Genomic DNA, 21875 nt, shown 5'->3' with positions numbered 1-21875 from the left:
ACTCCATCGAAAGCTGCTTATTTCTGACTTCTTGAAGCCATAATACAGATGTATGGCACTATTTACGATCTGTCTCCGAATTAAACTAGGAAATTCAAGCTACCATCAATGGTCGTAATTCCTGCACATTATCAATGACCTCAATTTCCCAAACCTTATCAATTAAGGACCGTGTGTTACTCTGCCCTAAAATTGGCGCCATTAGCTCAAATGCTTTGTCATCTACTTCCTGACGGGTCATTGGATTGTCTGGAGTGCCTCGAACTGCAACTTGTTTATGTGAGAGAACATCGCCATTGGTTAGGGTAACCTCTACGATAGCATTTCGTCGCTGTATGTCTTTTTCACCAATAAGCTCAATCTTCTTGCGGAATTCAATCACAGCTGGGTCTGTCATGCGTACCTCATCGTGAGCAGAAGCAAATGTTACTGTTCCATCCAAGATCATCAAAGCAACCATATGTTGAATGCAAATGTCGGCCATATGCCGATCATCAACCACCGGACTTTCCATATCCGAGAGGCGAAGCTTTATGTGTTTGATATTTTCTTTCGATAGATCATTATCTCTCTGCAATATCTCTATGCAGTCGAGAGGGGCTTGTATGGGAGATCCAACGGTCCACTTCTTTATATTCGTTTGTATAACTTCAAATCGTTCACCCAGCCCATCAACCATAGCTTCAGGCCTAGGCTCAGTTGAATAAGTAGAATAAAAATTACGTGGTCCAACAAACACATCGTCAACGCCAGTGAAACCGGACTGCACAAGTGTGGCTGCCGTAACACCATTTCGGCCAGCCATACCACCAAAGTCAAAGCCCTTTTCAACATGGTCTAAATCACGCTGCCAGCAGTTTATGCCGCTCACCTGTTGCGCCGTATACGATATGCCCCAGCGAACCTGATCTGCACTGAGCCCTGCCAACGCCATAGCTGAGGCAGCCGCACCAAAAGTAGGGGCAAAAGTATGTGTGCTATGTCCAGCATCATACATAGAGTGGACACCAATAGAAAAATTGGTTCTGGCACCTATGTCGTAACCAAGGACAACTGCGTTTAATAGCTCCTTACCAGACGTCCCCTCACGTTCCGCCATTGCAAGAGCTGCTGGCACTGCCCCGCATCCTATATGGCTCCGGGACTCCTTATGTGAATCATCGGTCTCATCGGCATGAGCCATCATAGCGTTGCCAAAAGCAGCATTGACTGCGGTTGTCACATAATCACTTCCTAACAACAAAGCCTCTTCGGTGCCACCTAGACTTCTCATGTACTTCATAATGACTTTGCCAGGCGCTAACCTCGAGCCAGATATTATAGAGGCTATAGTATCGATAAGATGATGCTTCCCGTGTTCAGCAGCATCCACAGGTAAGGTCATTTGACCTGCGTCTGCTATATAAGCAGCCAGTTTCTTCATTACCTCGCTTGTCTCTATCTTTTTTTCACTCATTTCTATCCCCGTTAGACATCATGCATTGCGCAAACCCTGGCACCACCATTAATGGACACACCTTATGCTCAACAAAAACCTATATCGCCATTAATTGAATAACCCGACGCAAGTCATCTATCGTCTCGATTTGTTGCAGATTAGCTAATACTTCTTTTGCACAAGTTTCGCCGAGAACTGGCACAGTAAGGCCTTCATATTTTGCAATCATTGCAGTATCTGATACGGGGTTACGCGCCGAACCCAATGGCTCATCTACTTGTTTCGAAAACTTACGCCCATCCGCAGTCCTAACCTCGACGCGCGTTGGCCGTTTTTGCGGATAAACCGCATCTAGCTCCTTATCAAGATAAGTATTCACTTTAGCGCAATCCTCTATGACAGAGATGTTTTTCCTCGCCTCCGGCGTGAAATGTCCGAGCTGTACGGAACGATAATGAAGAGCAGTTGCGGCCGTGAAGGGAATGGACATCTGTGCTGTAGTAAAGGTATCCCAACCAATATCACCATGCACAAGCCCTACCTCGTAAATACCAACATTAATACCATCGATATCCTTGGGGTTTAATTCTTCCTTAACAAGGATATCTATCAGCGCATCCAACATTGGATGCAAATGCCTACAACAGGCGTGCGGCTTAATATAGCAATCACCGATTACATAATCTGAATTAATCCGTCCACCCTGGCACATAATGTCAATGTTATCCCAATCTGGAGCGTCTCCATCCGTGCCAGCGAAAGTAGCAAAAAACCCATATTTATCTTCGAGAGCCGTCTCAAGCCCGGAAAACCCGTTCTCCGCCAAGTTTGACGCCATAATGCCATTGTGAGCGGCTAACCCTGGATGCATACGCTTTGCATCTCCGCCCGATCGATGTGTATTGATACCAGATGCCATTGATGCAGCTAGACCAAAAGCGTTGCGAATTATCGCAGCAGAATGCCCTTTTATTGCAGACACAGCAGCAGCAGCACCTAATACACCAGCGATTGGTGTGCCGTGAAATCCGCGTTGACGTTGACGTGGATGCATAGCTGCAGCAACACGTCCCATTACTTCATAACCAACAATCATTGCGCTTAAAAAACTTCGGCCACTGATATTATAATAATAGCCAGCGGCAAGGATGGCTGGAACGATAGCCACGCCTGGATGAGAGCCGGCTGGACGATATCCGTCATCGAGTTCGAGCCCATGCCCAGCAGTGCCCGCGAGGAATGCTGCCGTAAGCACATTATAGCGCCCACTTTGACCAGGCACCGGTACATCCCCATCGGGCGCTAAATCCGCCATCGTCTTTTCACTCGCAATGGTCACTTGTTGCACAGCGCCTGCAATGCAGGCGCCCAAGGTATCAAACAAATGAGTACGAGCCCTACCTAAAGTAAAATCATCTACGGACGCTAAATCAAAATTCACAATAAATTCTGCCAACGCTGCGGTTGCACCTCTTCCAACTGCATTAAAGGGTTCAGACAGTTTACTCATCTTGGTGTCCTTCCGTTTTAATAGGATACCTTCTGTATTACATTAATGGATGCGAAGCCCTCAACCATCACTACCGAGCGCATCTGTTTCGATAGTAAGTCTATGCATCAGCCTTTTTTGAGGCCAATAATCAGCTACAGCATAGTGTAATGTTGCTCGGTTGTCCCAAAAAGCAATTGAATTGGGACGCCACCGGAAACGACATTGAAATTCTGGCCTTTCATAGTGGCGATACAATTCAAGCAGTTTCGCATTTGACTCATCCACAGTTACCCCTTCTATGCACCGCGTGAAACTCTCTGAAACATAAAGGCTAGACAGATCTGTAACCGGATGCTTACGCACTATTGGATGAGTAATTGGCGGATGATCTTTAGCCATCGACTTCATCCGAACCGCATTCTCACCTTTCCAGCTGCGGGCCTTGGTTGCACTGCCATGTAACTTCATAAAGTCTTGCGTCGCGCTCTTTGGTGCCAGATAGCTCTTCATATCAGAGGAAAGAGCTTCGTACGCAGCGGTCATACTAACAAAGACAGTGTCTCCTCCGTATTCTGGGACCTCTTTGCAATGGAGCATTGATGCAAATTCCGGTTGCTTACGAAATATTCCGTCTGAGTGAAAATGGTTCACATTAGGTGGACGATCCTTATCATTTACTATCACCGCAACCTCAGGCGCTTCTTCAAGTAATTCAAAAGCCGCCCTACGCGCTTTTCTAAGCCTACCGAATTGACCAGCCCAGGTAGAGAATTCTGCAGGAGTTATATCCTGATTATGAAAGAACAATACCTGATGCCGCATCAAGGCAAGATGAATTTCCTCCAAGACATCGGGCAACGGTATTTGCGCTAAATTAACACGACTAACTTCGGCCCCAATGACAGGAGTAATGGGATCAACACCGATATGCTCATAAACCTCAGACTGTCTAAACATACTTATATCTTTATAGCTTGAAGGGGCATCTCGGCAACGCTTAGTAATTTTGTTCATCGTGGTCTACTTACATTATAATAACTAGCATTTTAATGATCAGCAGTAACACACCATTATTTTACTAATTCAGATTACTTTTAAGGCATTATATTTCCAAAACTGATATGTCAGAGGTGCAGGATGCTGCGTCTTTACCCCGGGGAACGTTACTAAACTGGCCCATAATATTTCTGAACCAACATATTTCATTGTATTGAAGAGCCTGAATTATTGCCGCAACTCAGGCGGTATCTAAACGTTTTGCGTTAAATTCTGACCTAAAATCATATCTGCTGCTTTTTCAGCTATCATAATAGTTGGCGCATTTGTGTTACCACTACAAAGGCGAGGCATTATAGAGGCATCCACCACTCGAATTCCCTGCAACCCGTAGATCTTCAGTTCTGGATCAACTACAGCCATAGGATCAATGCCCATTTTACACGTCCCAACCGGATGGTAGAGTGTCGCTCCAGTGTTACGAGCATAATCTAGTAACCCTTCGTCGTCCAAAATAGCTTCACCAGGTGAAAGCTCATGCGAAACAAAAGGCTTTAGCGTGTCGCTTTCCGCTATCGCGCGAGCAAATCGCATCCCCGATAAGAGGACCTGCTGATCGACGTCGGTAGAAAGAAAATTTGGCAAAATTACCGGTTTATCAGATATCCTAGGTGTAATGCTGTGAATCTCACCCCGACTTTCCGGCCTAAGCTGGCATGGGCCTATTGTAATACCGGGGAAAGAATCGAAGGTACGTTTATGCGTGTTGCGAAAGGTGGCGTGGGCGATATGAAATTGGATATCAGCGTCCAGTAATTCTGGTCGACTCTTTATAAAACCGCCAACAATTCCAGCAGATTGGGCTAATGCGCCCTGCCGTTTGAAGACGTATTTAATCACCTCGCCAACTAGTTTTGCTCCACGGCTAAGTTGGTTTATCGATATAGTGCCTGGGGTCATTCGCCAGGATAAGCGTGCGATATAGTGATCCTGTAGGTTTTCGCCCACCCCTGGCAAATCCTTTACTACCCCAATTCCTAATGACCTAAGTCGTTCTCCTTGACCGACACCTGATATCTCAAGTAGCTGGGGAGATTGAATTGCCCCCGCAGATATGATTACCTCTTTTCTTGCTGCCACAGTTTTGTCTTGGCCTTGGTTTCTGAAAGTTACACCCCAAGCACGGCCATCTTTGATTAAGATCTTCTTTGCTAACGCTCGAGTCCAGACCGTGAGGTTGGTTCGATTGCGAGCTGGGTCCAGGTAAGCATGCTTCGCACTAAACCGCCGACCGTTTTTTTGAGTAAGTTGATAATAAAAAAAACCTGCTTGACTGTCAGAATTATAGTCATGCTCTGGCACATAGCCCAAACTAATTCCAGCCTCGATAACTTTATCTAAAATATCATACCTATTTCTCGTTTCTGCAACATTTAGTGGACCACCCTCACCACGATAGCTATTTCCCCCACACTCCCAATTTTCTGATTTTTTAAAATAGGGCAACACATCCTTATAAGACCAGCCCGTACAACCCATTTGAGCCCAAACGTCATAATCGGTAGGCTGTCCCCGCACATAGAGCATGCCATTGATTGAGCTACTGCCACCTATCACTTTACCCCGTGGGATCGGTATCGGACGATTCCCGGTACCATCCTGTGGCTTGGTCTCAAACAACCAATTCACAGATGGATCGACCATAGTTTTGACGAAACCAGCAGGGATGTGTATCCAAGGATTACGGTCTTTTCCACCAGCCTCCAACAAACATACTGTGTACTTTCCATTTGCCGTCAGACGATTAGCCAATGTGCAGCCAGCGGAGCCACCCCCAACTATTACATAATCAAATTGCATCTTCGCCCTCTACCAAATTTATCCGTTATAAGCAATCCGTGAAAATTACAGTCAAATTGACAATCCCGGCATGATCATTTTGTATTACAAAGAGATTACCAAAAATTAATTGAGGTATTTTTCAAGTCCAAAACGATGAACTTTAGTTTCCAGAGCCTTTGTCAAACGTTAGGTATACATGAATTGCAAGATATCCTTGGGTTTACCTCTTGGATGGAACTTAGAGAGGGCATCGATTATAAATACTTGAATTATGGAGTGTGATAAAGAAGGAGGTGATCACATGCCTTATTATTTTCCTAATGAGATGGATATACACCACGGGCTAGCAAACCCGCATCAGAGCAGACGGCAAGTTGCAGGGGAGTTTCTGAAAGCTGGGGTTGTTACAAAACCAGAGGGTTCCGGTCCGCCTTTGCACTCGCATCCTAGTGAAGAACAATTCACCTACATATTGACGGGAGAGCTACAATATATCTGGAAAAAGAGGAACGCATTGTCAAAGCCGGCGATATGATCCACATTCCCCGTAACACGAAACATAGGAGTCGTGCTATTAACGGCGAAGCGACTTTCTTCACTGTAAAGAGCCCACCGGGCGATACCGGTCACCTAGATGAAGATTATAATAAAGCTTGCGACGCGGAGGAACGTGAGGCGATATTTCCCGGAACCAAGAAGTTATAATTCCCCACATACTATTTGAATTAACAATAGCTGAATATTGTTGGAACAATCACCTCTGTGGAACTGACTTTCCTTATTTCAAAATCTCTGGAAAAAAATTAGGTGAGTGTACGTTTTTACAATTCGCATTAAAGAGGTGTACACACGCTTAAACCTCTTTTGATAGCTATTTCACTCAACACGCAAATTCGGGTCGTATATCAAGTTATGCTACTTTTTTTGCTTAATCCATGTGTTCACACGGCTGCGTTTAGCCAACGGCATGGGTAAGATGATCAATGGGCACTCCCTATTTTGTGTGCTTTTTAAATCACCAGTTAAATGGTGCCCAGGGACAGAATTGAACTGCCGACACGCGGATTTTCAGTCCGCTGCTCTACCAACTGAGCTACCTGGGCAACAACCTCATTTAACCAAAAAAGAGCATCTGCGGATATCTAATTATTTATATAAAGTCTAGTTATATGCAATAATTATATGATTTTAAGAATTAATTGTATGGGGGTTTAATGAAAATTTTCTTTGCCTCTAAGAGCAAAACTTTCAGGAAAATCATCCAAGCTGGGCCTTTCTTCAGTTTCCACTCGATATTGGCCTCTAAACCATCTGTTTAGATCCAAATTTGAACAATTCTTCGAGCAAAATGGGCGGAATTCATGGGTTGCAATTTTCCCACACATTGGACACTTGGGTTTTCTTCCGAGCTTTGCCACTTCTATCACCTCTCAAAATAAATATTTGAAACCGATATTTTATTGTCGACACGTAACACCAAGTTTTGGCCCAAACGCCGCTCCGTCTCAGCCAATGCTCCGGAGAGCATTCCACGCAATTCAGAAATGATATCAGAATGGGCTGCCACTATAAGACGACCGGACCCTTGTAATGTCAACGCACGCCGCAATAAATCTGCAGCTTCACAAGTAGCCGTCAAACGTATGTCTGGTGCCTTCTTTGTCAAATATTCCTCGTTAAAGTTAGCTCCTATACGTTGACGGGTCATCTCGATTAAGCCGCCAGGCGTCATACCCAAGATATCCGTTACACGATCATCTCCTTTCATCGCACGCCGTAATATATCGACTAATTCTTTCCGGTGTTTCCGGTTAGACATACTTATGGGATCAATAATAATTAAGCCAGCCAGATTCCGTAAACAAATTTGATGAGCAATTTCAGACATGGCCGCAAGATTAATCCGCCTAATTGTATCAGACTTGCCACGCGCTCTCGCGCTATCAACATCAATAGCTATTAACGCCTCAGTTTCATCGATTGTAATACGCCCCCCTCCCTTAAGTGGCACTTCGCGGTCCAATGCAGCTAACCACTGTGACTCTGCATCTCCAACCTCAAAAATATTAGTCTGGTCCCTCAGAAAACTTATTCGGCCCTCAAGATCCGGCCAATATTCTGTTATTTTATTCAACTTGTAGAATAGATTACGATCACCGATCAAAACTTGCTTAATAACGTTAGTATCCCGTAATATTCGTTTGCTAATATCAGGTGCAGGCGTAAGCCTTGTGGGTGGTTTTGCCGAATCTGCCATGTCCTGTATTTCTTCCCATTTCCTAGCAAGGAATTGAAATTCGTCCCTAATTTCAATTGATGATGCGTCAGCACCAGGTCCTCGAATAGTGATACGCCCCTTTTCAAATAAGTCCTCTATGTCAGTCAGCTTTCTGTCTACTTCATATTTTTTTATTCCTCTCTCAATATGGATACCATCGCGTTGCGGCTGTAAGGAGATGTAACGTCCGCGCAATGTCGGTACTGTAGTAACAACTGCAGACTTGCCTCTATGCTCATCCCGAATGACTTGTACAATTAGGTCCTGCCCTTCCGTAAACCCCTTTGTCCGGGGCAAATACGCGGTTTTCCCCTTGCCAATATCTAGAAATCCACCACCGCTTACCTTATCCACAGTGCTGAGCCGACCAAGATAAATCCCGTCTATTTTACTTGGCCTGCAATATAATGACCTAAAAAACCGAAGGAGCTTTCCATTCACGTCTAAGAGTGCAACTCGCACTTCTGCTGGAGAGCCTTCAATTAAAATTTCAACGGGCGTATTCACCATAGATAACCGTTGCCGCGCAGTAATTGCGATACATTGTAGAGAGGCAAGCCAACAACATTACTATAAGACCCAGAAATATGTTTTACGAATGAAGCTGCGCGACCCTGAATCGCATAGCCTCCAGCTTTACCATCCCATTCGCTGCTGTTTAAATAAGAGTCAATTTCACTTTCCGTTAGTCTTTTGAATGAGACTGTAGTCTCGACTAAGCGCATCCTTCGTTCACCATTTGGTAATAGAAGGCAGATGCCGCCCAAAACTTTATGGCGGCGTCCCGAAAGAAGCGACAGACAATCACCAGCCGCATCCTTGGTTTCGGCCTTTGGGAGAATTCGGTTCCCACAGACCACCGCCGTATCTGCAGCTAGTAAATACTCACCAGATTTCTTCGCTACATCTGCTTTCGCAGATGCCATGCGCTTCACATATTCACGAGGTTTTTCGTTTTGAGTAACAGACTCATCGATGTCAGGATACACTATTGAATCAGGTGTAATACCTATTTGTGCTAATAAATGAAGCCTGCGTGGAGAACTCGAGGCTAAAATTAATTTAATTGTAGTAGTTTGTGTCATAAAAAATAGAGATAATTCTCGTTGCTATATTAGGCTCGTATGTGTAGGACGCAAATGAGAGTAAAGAGCCTCCGGGCTGTATCAGCATCCATATCAATTTTATCAGCGAGACGTTCAATTAATAAATCTGCCCCTTCGTCATGCAGACCTCTGCGCGCCATATCTATACTTTCGAGTTGCTGCACGGTCCGCTTTTGCAACGCATCGAAATAACTTTCACAAATTTTAAAATAATCCTTAACAACGCGGCGCAATGACATCAATGACACGAAAATTTGACGAAGAGGCTGATCATTCTCATCATTTATATCAATCACTAAACGATTTGTGTCCGACACGCTAAGACGTACCCTGTATGGACCTCGATCATCATCTTTGGGAGCGAAGTAATTACTAGCGAGCAAATCATATATTGCCACTTTCCTCTCGTGTTCTATCTCAGGCCTATATCGAATAAGCGAGACTTCATCGAGAGTTATGTCAGAGATACAGGATTTAGGCACGGGCCTTTCCCTCCGGACTCAATCTTAACGATACCGACCGCGCATGAGCATCTAGCCCCTCTGCATCTGCGAGAATACGTGCTGCAGGTCCAATTTCCTGGATACTATTTGAATCACACTTTACAAGAGTTGTGCGCTTCATAAAATCTATGGCTCCCAATCCAGATGAAAACCGAGCTGACCGTGCCGTAGGCAAAACGTGGTTGGGGCCGGCAACATAGTCTCCTATCGCTTCTGGAGTGTGTCTCCCAAGAAATATAGCACCCGCATTCCTTATTTTTTCAGCCAACATCTCAGGCTCTTTAACAGCAAGCTCGAGATGTTCAGGAGCAATACGATCAACTAGCTCAGGTACCTCGTCCCAAGTATTTGCAATAATAATGACACCATTTTCGTTCCAGCTTTTCCTAGCTATCTCTTTTCTATCTAGGAATGCCAATTGTTTGTCTATGGACTCCATCACGGCTTGGGCCGTATCACTACTATTGGTAATCAGCACAGATTGTGCGTTTTCATCATGCTCGGCCTGACTCAATAAATCCGCAGCAATCCAATCCGGATCATTATCAGAATCAGCCACAATCAAAATTTCCGACGGCCCCGCAATCATATCAATGCCAACCCTGCCAAATACCTGTCGCTTAGCAGAAGCAACGAAAGCATTTCCTGGTCCCGTTATCTTGTCGACAGGGTCAATTGTTTCTGTCCCAAAGGCCAGCGCACCAACGGCTTGAGCGCCACCGACGCGGTATATTTCGGATATGCCTGCAATATCTGCTGCAGCTAGTACAAGAGGATTAATTTCTCCATCTGGCGTTGGAACCACCATAGCTACTCTCTCGACACCAGCAACTGTTGCTGGAATACCATTCATTAAAACGGAACTTGGATAGGCAGCTGTGCCACCAGGAACATATAACCCAGCTGCAGTTATGGGCGTCCACCGCATACCCAGCTTTACTCCAACACCATCCTGGAATTGATACCCCTCAGGGATTTGCCTTAAGTGGAACTCGCGTATCCTTTCAGCGGCTAAAATCAAAGCTGATATTGCACTTTTGCTGCATTGATCCCTAGCATCACTGATTTCGGACTCTGTAAACCGCATTCCCGGCGCATTCAACTCTATACGGTCAAATTTCTTTGTATAGTGAAGCAACGCCGCATCACCTCTTTCATCTACATCGCAGAGGATTTCAGCAACCACGTTATCTACATCTTCCACTACATCTCGTTGCGAATTAATGAAATGAGAAAACTGGGAAGAAAAATCTATTTCGGTGGTGTCTAATGTAATCGGCATGGGCACACTATAGTGATGGTCGGTCAATACAAGCTATGAAATCACTTGAGACCCTAATGTTTCGAAAACCAATAATTGCAGACTGTTGGTGCTCATAAACAAAATTCAACAACAGCTTAACACGTTTGTATTGCATAGCAGCATAAATTGGCTAGAAGTCAATTGTTTTTCAGGAACCCAGCTGTTCCCGTATTTTTAAAGGAATTTCGCCAAGTGAATTTACTACGATTGCACCTGCGGCAGAGAGCATTTTGCGCTTGGCTGACACCGTATCTTCGACTTCATTTATCATCGCAGCAACATGGCCAAAACTTACACCTTTTGGGTAATTTTCCTGAAATTCGCCTGCTAACAGTGCAATCAGCGGTTTAGTGCAGGCCTTAGTTCTCAAATATGCGGCCACCTCATGCTCTGCTTTGGTGCCAGGCTCACCAAACATAACGATTGCGTCAGTATCAGGGTCTGCCACGAACCGCTGAATATAATCAACCATCGGGTTACCTGGTATCACATCACCACCCATAGAAATACAAGTCGATACCCCAAGCCCACCGCGCTTAACTGCCAATGAAAGCTCTGCTGACATACCTCCAGATCGTGAGACAACACCGATGCGGCCCGGCGCAAAAACCTCTGATGGATCATCGCCGCCAATCGCACCAAGTTTACTTTTGCCTGGGGAGATTATCCCATTAGTATTACAGCCGACAACCACTGCCCCATATTCGCGGGCAGCTGCTGCAATTACAGCTGTGTCATGACGCGGAACAAATTCCGCTAGTGCAACAATTAATTTCAGGCCGGCTTCCAGTGCTTCTATTACCGCCTCCTTTGTTGAAAGCGGTGGAGCGTACACGACGCTCGCATCCACTTGGTGTTGTTGGCAAGCCTCTTTTACACTCTCGTAGACTGGAAGGTTATGAACCTCCGCCCCGCCCTTACCTGGTGTTACTCCGCACACAATTTTAGTACCGTACCGCAAACAAAACTCGGCATCTCGTGTGCCCTGGGCACCAGTTAATCCCTGCGCTAATACTTTTGTATTTTCATCTATAAGGATACTCATTTGACATTCTCCATTGCGTTACGGATATCAACAGCTGCGCGCACTGCATCATCCAGTGATGCGTCGAACGGCAAATAAGTAAGACCAGGAAATTCATCAAGGATTTCCTTAGCTTCCTCTTCACCAGGACCAACAAGACGAACAATAATGGGAAATTCATTAGTGTTAATATTTCGTTCGCGAAGGATTTCAGCCAAAGGTTGGGCCTTCCGAGCACAATGGGTAAGTTGCTGATGGTTAAAACTAACTAGTAAGCACTTCACATTCGGATTATCAAAAATTGCACGGATTGTGACTTTGAATTTTTCTTCTATACCGGCCCCCGGATTGGTATCTGTGTGGTTGGCCGGTCTGCCGCCAAGGGCCAACATCATGTCATGCTGCAATAACCCCGCACCGCCGCCGCCGACAAGAAGCGCTATATCACCGTCAAGCTCAGTATAACGCACGGCACCACCCTTTATCTTTCTATTAGCCTCAGAAACACTGAGTTCCCGGGCATTAAACTTACGCCACGAGGCTATTAAACTGCCGTCAGCGATCTCTGCCCAATCTGGATGGCGAGGCAAGCCATTCTCATCAATTGCAAGCATTGCACCCACTATTGATACCGCCCCATCTGAGTCCAATACCAAAGGGTTAATTTCCATCATGACTGCATCTGCCTTCACAAAGGCATCATACAAAGAAGTTGTTACAGAGACTACTGCTGCTAATTCATCTCCAGTAACGCCTGCTTTCTGCCAAAGAAAATTTGCCTGTTTTTTGTTTACCCCTTGAATAGGATCAATATCACCTCGGATGACTGTTTCAGAGTCGCGTGCATGTGTCTCTTCGATATCGACCCCACCGCTTGAAGATATCAAGATTTGGCCCGGGAAACTGTCCAAACTAAAGCTTAGGTAGAATTCACGACAAATCTCGACTTTGCTCTCGACGTAAATTTTTTCAACAGCAAAACCATGCACCTCGGTACCCAAAAGACGCCCAGCCGCGGTATTAACTTCCTCGGATGTATCCGTTAATACAACTGCGCCGGCTTTACCGCGTCTTCCCGTTGGAATTAGTGCCTTCACTACCGCACCGCTACCCAATGTTTCCGCATATCGTGCTGCTTCACCTGAGTTATCGAATGCCAAGCCTTGTGGAACAGGCAAACCCAAATCAATTAAAAATGCTTTCGTAAGATCCTCTGTAAGCGTCAACACGCTTCGCCCCTCCTCAAACTTATTGCTTCTGATATAACTCACAGCTATTTACACACCACTCCTAATGGATATTGGAAATAATAACAAACGTAATGCCATTCAACAAAAGATCGGGAAAGAAAAAATGAGTTGGAAGTCAGAAGTTGATGAGTTGAATAAACGAGCTGATTTGGCAGAACAGCTTGGCGGCAAAAAGGGGCGAGATTATCAGCATTCAATAGGGAAGAATACGGCACGGGAACGTATCGACATGCTTCTTGATACAAATAGTTTCCGGGAAATGGGTAAAATTGCGGGCAAAGGTGAATATGACGAGAAAGGTGACTTTATTTCGTCAACACCATCCAACGCAATCATTGGCAAGGGTCGTATCAACCAAAAGAAAGTGGCTGTTTCAATTGACGATTTCACAATTCGAGGAGGCTCATCAGAAGCAACAATTGCTGAGAAATGGCTTTACATTGAACGATATGCCCTCGAAATGAAGATGCCTCTGCTGCGACTTGTGGATAGTGCCGGTGGCAGTGTTAAACTTCTTGAAAAGATGGGTTTCACAAAAATTCCAGGTTATCCCAGCTGGCCGCAATTTCAACTGATGGGAGAAGTGCCTGTTGTGGGTATCGCGCTAGGTGCCTGCGCAGGCCTTGGGGCTATCAAAGTTGGCTACGCTCACTTTTCAGTAATGGTTAAGGGTACCAGCCAGGTTTTTGCTGCGGGACCACCTGTAGTGAAAGCTGCAATGGCAGAGGACCTTGACAAAGAAGAACTTGGAGGTTGGCGAATACAAACACGTGACAATGGGGCCGTAGACAATGCCGCAAAAGATGAACAAGACGCCTTCGATCAAGCCCGACAATTTTTATCCTACATGCCACAGAACGTTCATCATTTGCCACCCCGTATAGAGACTTCGGACACCCCGGACCGACGTGAGGAAATGCTATTGGGGGTGATACCTCGGAACCGCCGCCGAAGTTATAAAGTGCGCCAAATCCTTGAGGCAGTGCTCGACAAAAACTCAATTTTTGAAATAGCGCCAAAGATCGGGCCTTCACTTGTGACTAGTCTCGCGAGGCTCAATGGGTACGTTGTTGGAGTTATGGCGAATGACCCCAATTATGCAGGAGGAGCAATGACACGTGCATCAGCGATGAAGACTGAAAAGTTTGTTGACCTGTGTGACAACTTCCATATCCCTATCGTCAATTTTGTCGACGTTCCTGGTGTGATGCCGGGCCTTGCTGCAGAGAAAACTGGCACTATAAGATCAGTCCTTAAATGTTTGGCCGCCATTGAGCAAAGCCAAACTCCATGGTGCTCAATCATCATGAAGCGGGCCTTTGGATTAGCAGGTGGCATGCACGGTCGGAAAAGAGGCATTAACCTTCGCTATGCTTGGCCATCAGGATACTGGGGCTCTATTCCTCTTGAGGGAGGTATTTGGGCGGCATACCGAAAAGACATTGAAGCCTCTGAGAACCCCGAGGCTCGACTAAATGAACTGGAACAATATTACTCTAAATTCACATCGCCATTTCGTACTGCGGAAAAATTTTCAATACCGGACATCATTGATCCGAGAGAAACTCGTCCCCTGCTCTGTGATTGGATCGAGGAAGCATATGAGGTAACAAAATCGCATCTTGGTCCGGTAGCAAAGACAATGCGTCCATAAGGATGGCCGTCGAGATCAATAAGCTTGGGAAAGTGATGTTAGCCGAGATCACCGGCGTCGATATCACTCGGCCTATTGACCCTGAGACATGGGATCATATTAATCACGCCTTCCTTGACCATAAGGTCCTCGTATTTAGAGACCAACCTCTGACGCCAAGCTTATTTGTACAGTTTGCTGCACAGTTTGGCGCCCTCCAACCTCATATCACTAAGAAGTATAGACACCCAGACTTTGAAGAACTGATAGTAATGACCAACCTCGATGAGAATGGTGAAATTGATTCGGCTAAAGAAGCACGGGGTAATGCATGGCATACTGATATGTGTTACTTCGAGTCTCCTGCTAAAGCAACACTCCTGCATACTCAACAAATTCCTGATGTTGGTGGCGATACAGAATTTGCTAATATGACACTCGCGTTTGCAAAAATGCCGAGTCACCTCAAGTCGCGGATAGAAGGGCAGTTGGCCACTTTTCGCTACGGTGGTATTACTGCAAGCGGCCAAGAAAGACTTTCAACGCGCAATAAAAATAGGCATCCCGTGCAACATCCTGCAATAAGGACCCATCCAGAGACCGGCAAAAAATCTGTGTTTATAAATCCTGCGCACACGGTCTCGATAATGGGTTTGGATCACGAAAAAGCGTGGGCTTTATTGAATGAAGTGTTTGCGTGGTGCGTTCAGTCTCAATTCCAAGAAACACACGAATGGCGTATGAATGATACTATTGTCTGGGATAACCGTTGCTGTTGGCATCGTGCAACAGGGGACAACCCTCTGCGACAGCCGCGAATTTTCCTGCGCACGACCGTAAGAGGCACCCCCACACATTGACAAAACCAATGGCATACTTACACGATAGTGCCACACAATATTGTTTATGCACTCCACGAAAAGCTTTACATCAAACCAACTAATTTATGTGTCTGTACGCTCACACGCCATTCTTTGTGTTCTTCGCAATATTTGGCTGCCCGAGATGTATTTATATCACGATTAGGTCCGTCTTTCGGTTGAAGTAGGAAATGTTCAAAAGCGAGGTGAATATAAATAGCCGGGTCGACTCCATGTTGTGGATACACAAGTTTCAACTCATTACCGCTTGTCTGAACCAATGCTGAATTAGCTTTCGGGCTGACACAGACCCAGTCTAAGCCTTCGGGGGCCGAAATTGTGCCGTTAGTTTCAATCCCTATCTGAAATTGTTCCTGTTTTAAAGCCTCGATTAAAGGTGTATCCAATTGCAATAAAGGTTCTCCGCCAGTGCATACCACATAGGGCACTCCTCCCTCTGATGAGCTTGCCCAAGTTTCCGCGATTGCTCGTGCCAGTTCTAGAGCATTATTAAACTTTCCACCACCCGGCCCATCTACTCCAACAAATTCTGTGTCACAAAATTGGCAAATAGCGGTAGGTCTCTCCCTTTCTCGCCCACTCCATAGGTTGCAGCCAGAAAAACGACAAAACACAGCTGGCCGGCCTGTTTGAATGCCTTCTCCTTGCAAGGTATAATAAAGTTCTTTCACACTATAAACCATCGTTCAAACCTTATTCTGGTAGCTATCTTGCCGCCAATTTCACTTCAGTCTTTAATGCCTTTACATGGGCCGCTACGCAACACATATCACCGGAGGGATAGAGGTGACATTAACTGAAAATCTTGTCGATATTCTAGTCTCAACAAAATATGAAGATATTCCTGATGATGTACAGGAGATAGCTCGCCAGGTATGCCTCGACGGGATTGGCGTCATGATAGCAGGCGCCGGTGAGCCGCTTGGGCTAGGGCGTATCGTGTTCGAATATACGAAAGAGTTAGGCGGTAGCCCCACCTCAAGCCTCATTTGCGGTAATTTTAAATCAAATGTGTTGAATGCAGCTTATGCGAATGGATGTCTTGCTCATGCGCTTGACTTCGACAACACTTGGTGGCCGCTAAATCATCCAACTTCACCAACTCTGCCGGCAATATTAGCAATCGCAGAGCGCGACAAATCTCCAGGAACAGAAATAATAAGAGCTATTACCCTGGCCTTCGAGGTACAAGGACGCATGCGGGTAGCATCTGCAGCCATTGATGCTGGAACAGGTTTTCATAAACCTGGTGTATCTGGCCTGATGGGTGCAGTTACGGCATCCGGAATATTGCTTCAGCTGGATAAACCAGAATTTTTGCGTGCAATAGGTATAGGGGGCTCGCGAGCTGGATCGATTTCAACCAATACGGGAACAATGACTAAATCCAGCCATTCGGGCCACGCAGCTAGAATGGGGGTGGAGTGTGCGACACTTGCGAGATTAGGATGGACTGCCAACCGGGATATGTTGGGAGCAGGCGGATTTTTTGAGCTTTTTTACGGAGCCAAAAACGTTGAGCTTGATCTCTTCCTAAAGGATTTTGCAAAACCCTTTAGAATGGAAAATCCCGGCGTAGGTTTCAAAAAACATCCCGCAAATTATTTCACGCATCGACCGATTGACGCGGCGATACAGCTGGCGACCAAACATGATCTAAATGCCGACGACATTCATAGCGTTATAGTCGATTTTCCGAATTTTCATTATGTTGACAGGCCAGAGCCAGAAAGTGGACTTGACGGTAAATTTTCGGTTCAATATACGACTGCTGTTGCACTGCTTGACCGAAAAGTCAAAGTGGCAACCTTTTCAGATAAAAGACGCTTTGCAGAAGACGTGAAAGCTTTGTTGCCAAAAGTCCATCTAAATATGCGCAGTGACATCCCTAGGAGCTTTCAAGATTGTTACGCCATCGTCCGAGTGAAAACCAAAACCGGCAAAGAACTTTTAGAGCGCTGCGATAAGCCCCGCGGCATGTGGGGTCATCCACTTACTCATGATGAACGTTTAGCAAAGTTTCGCGATTGTTGTGAATTTGCACTTCCAAATAGGCACATTGAAAGAGTAATTGAGCTCGTTGCGAAACTAGAAAGTCTAGGTAATATCACCGAACTAATGGATATAATACGAGTGGGAAAAGCGCATACACCGGAATGATAAAGTTAACCAAATAATTTGGCAAAGGGCCTAATTTTTCTCTCTAAAAATTCTTTTCCCCCCATCAATAATTGCAGTCATTGGGGGCGTATTAGCAACACCTGATTGGGCATATTGGTTCTTAATAACTTATTAAAATGAAAAAGGAATGGTAAATTTAAATGGACCAGGAAAAAGCAATGAGCTTACTGCGGCACTTTGGCAAAGCTTTTAATAAAGGCGATATCGAGGGTATTTTGGAATGTGTAACTGAGGATTTCCAATGGCGACTTGCAGAGGGTCCGGACGCACCTGATGGCAAGCTTGTCAGCGGGAAAGATGCGGTTCGCGCAGCTCTACAAGAACGTGATCTCGCGACCAAAGAAATAAAGTTTTCCGAAACATCCATCCATTTTTCCGAAGAAAAAGTGTTCGGCTGTTTCCGTGCCACTGGAGAACTTAATGATGGTACTGTAGTTGATCAAAGAGGCATAGATATTTACACATTCCGAGATGATAAAATTGCAGTGAAGGATAGTTACTGGAAACGCATCGACAAAAACCTTTAAATCGTTGTGATATCTACAACACAATGATCCTTATCAAGTGAAGTGTTATTTTACGGCATTTACAACTCAGCCTTTTAATTAGAATATCAAAACTTTTAATTTTGAACCTTTGATCGCATTCGGTAAGAGTTCAATTTTCGGAATGCCGAGGTTGAAATGTTGTTGGGTGGGGTTCGGAAAGGTCTTGGACAGCAACGTTGAGACGCTCAACCTCCAGACGGACCGCTCCTCCTCGAGAAAAATGGATTGCAACAAAGCCATCTGAATAATTTATAGATAATAATTCCAGAAATTGGTTTCTATCACGACGATCAATTTCTCTGGAAACTGCGCGCTTTACACAATCAAAACGGAGCCCGGACAAAACACGAAGCCCGCTCCCCTTATTATCATATTCCCAGCAATATCTGCTTGCAACTAAGACAAAGGATTTCTCATCCTTAAGAAATGCAATATCTCCGATCGGCACTATCGCGTCCTGCAATAGTGCCGAGATTAACGAAAGGTCTTCAAGCGAACATGCTCTCAATTTTATAGGCGAATATTCCGCCTCTTCAGTCATTGGCTAATCCTCAATGCGCTCTATCTGCGCACCACACGATGCTAATTTTCTTTCCAGACATTCATAACCACGATCGAGATGATAGACTCTACTCACTAGCGTCTCACCTTCAGCAGCAAGACCCGCTATTACTAAGCTAACGGAAGCGCGAAGATCAGTAGCCATCACAGGCGCTCCTTTAAGGGCCTTAACACCTCGAACCATTGCCGACCCTCCATGCAAATTTATGTTTGCACCCATACGCATCAGTTCAGGTACATGCATGAATCGATTTTCAAAGATTTGCTCCGTTATCATCGACGCTCCATCCGATAGACTCAGCAGAGCCATAAATTGGGCCTGAAGGTCTGTTGGAAAACCGGGAAAGGGCTCAGTCATAACGTCAACACCAACTAAACCACCGCCTTGACAAGCTATTCGTAGCCCTCCGTTCTTTCCGGGAATCTCTGTGATTACAGCCCCAGCCTCCGTTAGTTTATCAGTTACCGCAACAAGATGTTTCGGTTGAGCACCTTTCAGCAGTACGTCGCCGCCGGTAGCTGCAGCAGCCATTGCATATGTCCCGGTCTCAATTCTGTCTGGCATGACTGTGTGGCGCACACCTCCAAGTAATTTTCTGCCCTGAATTACCAGCGTATCACTCCCTATCCCCTCGATACTTGCGCCCATGGAAGTTAAACAATTCGCGAGATCAATTATTTCAGGTTCACGGGCAGCATTGATCAACCTCGTTTCTCCGTCAGCGAGGGTGGCTGCCATCATAATATTTTCGGTAGCTCCCACTGAAACGAAAGGAAACGTGATATCGGCGCCCTTCAATCCGCAGGGAGCTGAAGCCAAGACATAGCCCCCATCGAGAACTATATCTGCACCCAAAAGCTCTAGAGCCTTTAAATGCAAATCAATAGGCCTAGTACCAATCGCACAACCACCAGGCAATGACACTTTGGCTTTACCGAATCGGCTGAGAATAGGTCCGAGCACAAGCACGCTAGCCCTCATCTTCCTCACCAAATCATAAGGTGCTGTCGTGTTACTTATTTCGCACGCAGTAAAGGTAATTTCTGCCCTATCTAAATGTCTATCAACAAACACACCATGCTGTTCAAGCAAGTCAGCTAGCGTTCTTATATCCTCCAAATTCGGCACATTAGATAATGTTACCGGCTCCCCGGTGAGTAAACTTGCGGCCATTAAAGGCAGAGCAGCATTCTTGGCTCCACTAATTGGAATTATTCCCTCAATTCTGTGTCCGCCTTTGATTCTTACGCGATCCATAGCACTCTTCAATTTCACCGCTGGGAAAGTAGATACCATTCAGTCGAAGCTGAATTACTCAGTACCCATGTAGAACTAATTTTTTACAACCTAGGCAGAGTTACCCCTCGTTGCCCCATATATTTTCCCTTCCGGTCGGCATATGATATATCCGGCTCACCATCACCCTTGAGAAACAAAAATTGGCACGCTCCCTCTTCGGCATATATTTTCGCTGGCAATGGCGTGGTATTTGAAAATTCGAGTGTTACATGTCCTTCCCACTCAGGCTCCAACGGCGTAACATTCACAATTATTCCGCAACGAGCATACGTTGACTTACCAAGGCAAATAACCAAAACATTCCGAGGGATACGGAAATATTCCACCGTAGAGGCAAGAGCAAAAGAATTTGGTGGGATGATGCAGACATCTGTATCACGTTCGACAAAACTTTGGTCCGAAAATGCCTTCGGATCAACGATCGCATTATCCACGTTCGTAAAAATCTTAAATTCTCTGCTTACTCTCGCATCATATCCATATGATGAAACACCAAACGAAATGGTCCCATCACGGTTCTGTGCATCAATAAAAGGATCAATCATGCCATCTTTATGGGCTTTCTCGCGAATCCAACTATCTGGCATGATTGTCATGTTATCCCCACTTTTTTTGTTGTATTTGATGACTAAACGATGAAGGTCGGGTTCACAAGACGAGGCTCAGTTCTGAATTTTTGTCTTGGAAGAAAAACACCTATTTTTTTAATTCTTTTCTAGCCGCTGCCTTCTTTGTGCCTTTCTTTTCAATAAGTTCTCTCGCAACGCTTCACCCTGTCGCGCTTTTCGGCTAGATCGTTTTTCGCTCGCATTGAGATTTTTAGATGTTTCCGGTTTCGCGGTTTTTTTATTCATTTGCCAAGTGATTCGGTTTAACAGGTTCGTTCATAAATAAACCTACCGAACGAAAAAAACCAGTTACGATAATAATTCAACAGCTTGCCGGACAAAGTTCACTATGGCATATACCGGGCATTCAGCAGTTGTGCCGCCGTAGCTCAGGGGTAGAGCGCGCCCTTGGTAAGGGCGAGGCCAGTGGTTCAATTCCACTCGGCGGCACCAGCCTCCAAATTATGAAGAAGGAGGAATTAGTGATGAATGGTGATGTATTATGGGTGCAATATTATCCGTATCAAGAACGAAGGTGAATCGCGCCGGAAAACTTTTTCTCACTCCCCGTACGTTGTACAAAAAAGTATATGTCCCATAAGTAGACTTTGTATTCGCTGATATATCATCTACGCCGACTGATTCGTCATCAAGCTCCACAGCGACAGCATCCCGAGACAACAATCGCCTAAAATAAGCTTCAATCTGATTGTGCCCTTTGGCTGGTATAGATGAAAAAGTTGGCAGCAAAGTGGCTCTTCCGGAGTAAAGAGCAAGTATCTGGGTCACGGATTTTTTATTAACAACATCTACCCAATTGGCTGCAAATTTGGCTGCTTCCATCTTAGGATGCTCCCTGTTTGTATATTAATCGCGAGGAAATCACTACTCAAACATCCCCAATTTCGTCCACAAGGAAATGATTTAAATA

At 45.3% G+C, this 21875-nt stretch carries 22 protein-coding genes and 2 tRNA genes; 7 read left to right on the top strand and 17 right to left on the bottom strand.

Annotation, left to right across the window (positions count from 1 at the left end; translation table 11 throughout):
* Positions 1–94 precede the first annotated feature (94 nt).
* The 4 genes from VX941_08025 to VX941_08010 form a co-directional block, all read right to left on the bottom strand.
* Positions 95–1456 carry an MmgE/PrpD family protein gene (locus VX941_08025; protein ID MEE2933354.1) on the bottom strand — a complete coding sequence of 454 codons (1362 nt, stop codon included), beginning with the start codon at positions 1454–1456 and terminating at the stop codon, positions 95–97.
* A gap of 79 nt (positions 1457–1535) precedes the next feature.
* A complete protein-coding gene (locus tag VX941_08020; protein MEE2933353.1) occupies positions 1536–2948 on the bottom strand; it encodes an MmgE/PrpD family protein in 1413 nt (470 codons plus the stop codon).
* Positions 2949–3008: 60 nt separating this feature from the next.
* Positions 3009–3944 carry a TauD/TfdA family dioxygenase gene (locus VX941_08015; GenBank protein MEE2933352.1) on the bottom strand — a complete coding sequence of 312 codons (936 nt, stop codon included), beginning with the start codon at positions 3942–3944 and terminating at the stop codon, positions 3009–3011.
* Between the two features lie 234 nt (positions 3945–4178).
* Positions 4179–5786 (bottom strand): GMC family oxidoreductase N-terminal domain-containing protein, encoded by a 1608-nt coding sequence (locus VX941_08010; GenBank protein MEE2933351.1) that lies wholly within the window; start codon positions 5784–5786, stop codon positions 4179–4181.
* Positions 5787–6069: 283 nt separating this feature from the next.
* On the opposite strand from VX941_08010, the gene VX941_08005 reads away from it, so the two are divergent.
* Complete coding sequence (locus VX941_08005; GenBank protein ID MEE2933350.1) at positions 6070–6303, top strand: hypothetical protein; 234 nt, start codon at positions 6070–6072, stop codon at positions 6301–6303.
* Positions 6300–6473 (top strand): hypothetical protein, encoded by a 174-nt coding sequence (locus tag VX941_08000; protein ID MEE2933349.1) that lies wholly within the window; start codon positions 6300–6302, stop codon positions 6471–6473. The genes VX941_08005 and VX941_08000 overlap by 4 nt, the downstream gene beginning before the upstream one ends.
* 322 nt (positions 6474–6795) lie before the next feature.
* Here the strand turns inward: VX941_08000 and VX941_07995 are convergent.
* From VX941_07995 to VX941_07960, 8 genes are all read right to left on the bottom strand, one after another.
* Positions 6796–6871: transfer RNA gene (locus VX941_07995), tRNA-Phe, on the bottom strand.
* 108 nt (positions 6872–6979) lie between these two features.
* Positions 6980–7153, bottom strand: a complete 174-nt coding sequence (gene yacG / locus VX941_07990; protein MEE2933348.1) for a DNA gyrase inhibitor YacG — start codon at positions 7151–7153, stop codon at positions 6980–6982.
* Between the two features lie 38 nt (positions 7154–7191).
* Positions 7192–8556: a ribonuclease E/G gene (locus VX941_07985; GenBank protein ID MEE2933347.1), complete on the bottom strand. Its 1365-nt coding sequence runs from the start codon at positions 8554–8556 to the stop codon at positions 7192–7194.
* Complete coding sequence (locus tag VX941_07980; GenBank protein ID MEE2933346.1) at positions 8550–9131, bottom strand: Maf family nucleotide pyrophosphatase; 582 nt, start codon at positions 9129–9131, stop codon at positions 8550–8552. Before VX941_07980 ends, VX941_07985 begins: the two co-directional genes overlap by 7 nt.
* A 29-nt stretch (positions 9132–9160) precedes the next feature.
* Positions 9161–9619: a UPF0262 family protein gene (locus VX941_07975; protein ID MEE2933345.1), complete on the bottom strand. Its 459-nt coding sequence runs from the start codon at positions 9617–9619 to the stop codon at positions 9161–9163.
* Positions 9620–9626: 7 nt separating this feature from the next.
* Complete coding sequence (hisD, locus tag VX941_07970; GenBank protein MEE2933344.1) at positions 9627–10937, bottom strand: histidinol dehydrogenase; 1311 nt, start codon at positions 10935–10937, stop codon at positions 9627–9629.
* Between the two features lie 169 nt (positions 10938–11106).
* Positions 11107–12003 carry a CoA-binding protein gene (locus VX941_07965; GenBank protein MEE2933343.1) on the bottom strand — a complete coding sequence of 299 codons (897 nt, stop codon included), beginning with the start codon at positions 12001–12003 and terminating at the stop codon, positions 11107–11109.
* Positions 12000–13211, bottom strand: coding sequence for an ATP-grasp domain-containing protein (locus VX941_07960; protein MEE2933342.1), 1212 nt, complete (start codon positions 13209–13211; stop codon positions 12000–12002). Before VX941_07960 ends, VX941_07965 begins: the two co-directional genes overlap by 4 nt.
* Before the next feature lie 124 nt (positions 13212–13335).
* Between VX941_07960 and VX941_07955 the strand changes: the two genes are divergently transcribed.
* Together VX941_07955 and VX941_07950 are read left to right on the top strand one after the other, a co-directional pair.
* Positions 13336–14886, top strand: coding sequence for a carboxyl transferase domain-containing protein (locus tag VX941_07955; GenBank protein MEE2933341.1), 1551 nt, complete (start codon positions 13336–13338; stop codon positions 14884–14886).
* Between the two features lie 2 nt (positions 14887–14888).
* Positions 14889–15725, top strand: coding sequence for a TauD/TfdA family dioxygenase (locus VX941_07950; GenBank protein ID MEE2933340.1), 837 nt, complete (start codon positions 14889–14891; stop codon positions 15723–15725).
* A gap of 65 nt (positions 15726–15790) precedes the next feature.
* On the opposite strand, the gene queE is transcribed toward VX941_07950, so the two are convergent.
* Positions 15791–16429: a 7-carboxy-7-deazaguanine synthase gene (queE, locus tag VX941_07945; GenBank protein MEE2933339.1), complete on the bottom strand. Its 639-nt coding sequence runs from the start codon at positions 16427–16429 to the stop codon at positions 15791–15793.
* A 103-nt stretch (positions 16430–16532) separates the two neighbouring features.
* On the opposite strand from queE, the gene VX941_07940 reads away from it, so the two are divergent.
* Both VX941_07940 and VX941_07935 read left to right on the top strand, forming a co-directional pair.
* Complete coding sequence (locus VX941_07940) at positions 16533–17906, top strand: MmgE/PrpD family protein (protein ID MEE2933338.1); 1374 nt, start codon at positions 16533–16535, stop codon at positions 17904–17906.
* Between the two features lie 161 nt (positions 17907–18067).
* Positions 18068–18454: a nuclear transport factor 2 family protein gene (locus VX941_07935; GenBank protein ID MEE2933337.1), complete on the top strand. Its 387-nt coding sequence runs from the start codon at positions 18068–18070 to the stop codon at positions 18452–18454.
* A 130-nt stretch (positions 18455–18584) separates the two neighbouring features.
* Here the strand turns inward: VX941_07935 and VX941_07930 are convergent, their stop codons facing one another.
* From VX941_07930 to dcd, 3 genes are all read right to left on the bottom strand, one after another.
* Positions 18585–19016 carry a DUF2948 family protein gene (locus VX941_07930; GenBank protein ID MEE2933336.1) on the bottom strand — a complete coding sequence of 144 codons (432 nt, stop codon included), beginning with the start codon at positions 19014–19016 and terminating at the stop codon, positions 18585–18587.
* Positions 19017–19019: 3 nt separating this feature from the next.
* Positions 19020–20294 (bottom strand): UDP-N-acetylglucosamine 1-carboxyvinyltransferase, encoded by a 1275-nt coding sequence (gene murA, locus VX941_07925; protein ID MEE2933335.1) that lies wholly within the window; start codon positions 20292–20294, stop codon positions 19020–19022.
* Between the two features lie 83 nt (positions 20295–20377).
* Entirely contained in the window at positions 20378–20932 is a 555-nt protein-coding gene (gene dcd, locus VX941_07920; GenBank protein MEE2933334.1) for a dCTP deaminase, read from the bottom strand.
* Positions 20933–21322: 390 nt separating this feature from the next.
* On the opposite strand from dcd, the gene VX941_07915 reads away from it, so the two are divergent.
* Positions 21323–21397, top strand: a tRNA-Thr gene (locus tag VX941_07915).
* 9 nt (positions 21398–21406) lie between these two features.
* Here VX941_07915 and VX941_07910 read toward each other — a convergent pair.
* Complete coding sequence (locus tag VX941_07910; protein MEE2933333.1) at positions 21407–21787, bottom strand: ketosteroid isomerase family protein; 381 nt, start codon at positions 21785–21787, stop codon at positions 21407–21409.
* Positions 21788–21875 lie beyond the last annotated feature (88 nt).

This window comes from Pseudomonadota bacterium, assembly GCA_036339585.1.
Classification (GTDB): Bacteria; Pseudomonadota; Alphaproteobacteria; order UBA8366; family UBA8366; genus UBA8366.
Note: the sequence above shows the minus strand (reverse complement) of the source record. Positions and strands in the feature narration are given on the sequence as shown.